The sequence below is a fragment of the Streptomyces sp. AC627_RSS907 genome, from assembly GCF_019049165.1.
The window spans coordinates 1-729 of record NZ_JAGMUE010000352.1; the positions used below are offsets into that span (position 1 = coordinate 1).

Genomic DNA, 729 nt, shown 5'->3' on the forward strand with positions numbered 1-729 from the left:
CGTGGACGACGTTCTGCGGCGCGCCCCGCTCTTCGCGGCGCTCGATGACGAGCAGGCCGCTGAGCTGCGCGCCTCCATGGGGGAGGTCACCCTCGCGCGGGGTGATGCGCTCTTCCACGAAGGGGACCCCGGCGACCGCCTGTACGTGGTCACGGACGGCAAGGTGAAGCTGCACCGCACCTCGCCCGACGGGCGCGAGAACATGCTGGCCGTGCTCGGCCCCGGCGAGTTGATCGGCGAGCTGTCGCTGTTCGACCCCGGACCGCGTACGGCCACGGCGACCGCCCTCACCGAGGTGAAGCTGCTCGGCCTCGGCCACGGCGACCTCCAGCCGTGGCTCAACGCCCGGCCCGAGGTCGCGACGGCGCTGCTGCGCGCGGTCGCGCGCCGGCTGCGCAAGACCAACGACCAGATGTCTGATCTGGTCTTCTCGGATGTCCCCGGCCGTGTGGCCCGGGCGCTGCTCGACCTCTCGCGGCGCTTCGGCGTGCAGTCCGAAGAGGGCATCCACGTCGTTCACGACCTCACGCAGGAGGAGTTGGCCCAGCTCGTCGGCGCCTCCCGGGAGACCGTCAACAAGGCGCTGGCCGACTTCGCCGGCCGCGGCTGGCTGCGCCTTGAGGCGCGCGCCGTGATCCTGCTCGACGTCGAGCGGCTGGCCAAGCGCAGCCGCTGACCCGCAGCCATGGGCGGCCCGACTGGTTCGGGCCGCCCGCTGTGCGCCGGGCG

The 729-nt window shown here is 73.1% G+C and carries 1 protein-coding gene; it reads left to right on the plus strand.

Annotated features, from left to right (window positions below; translation table 11 throughout):
• Window position 1: 1 nt before the first annotated feature.
• Complete coding sequence (locus tag KUM32_RS35685; protein ID WP_030027155.1) at window positions 2-676, plus strand: Crp/Fnr family transcriptional regulator; 675 nt, start codon at window positions 2-4, stop codon at window positions 674-676.
• Window positions 677-729 lie beyond the last annotated feature (53 nt).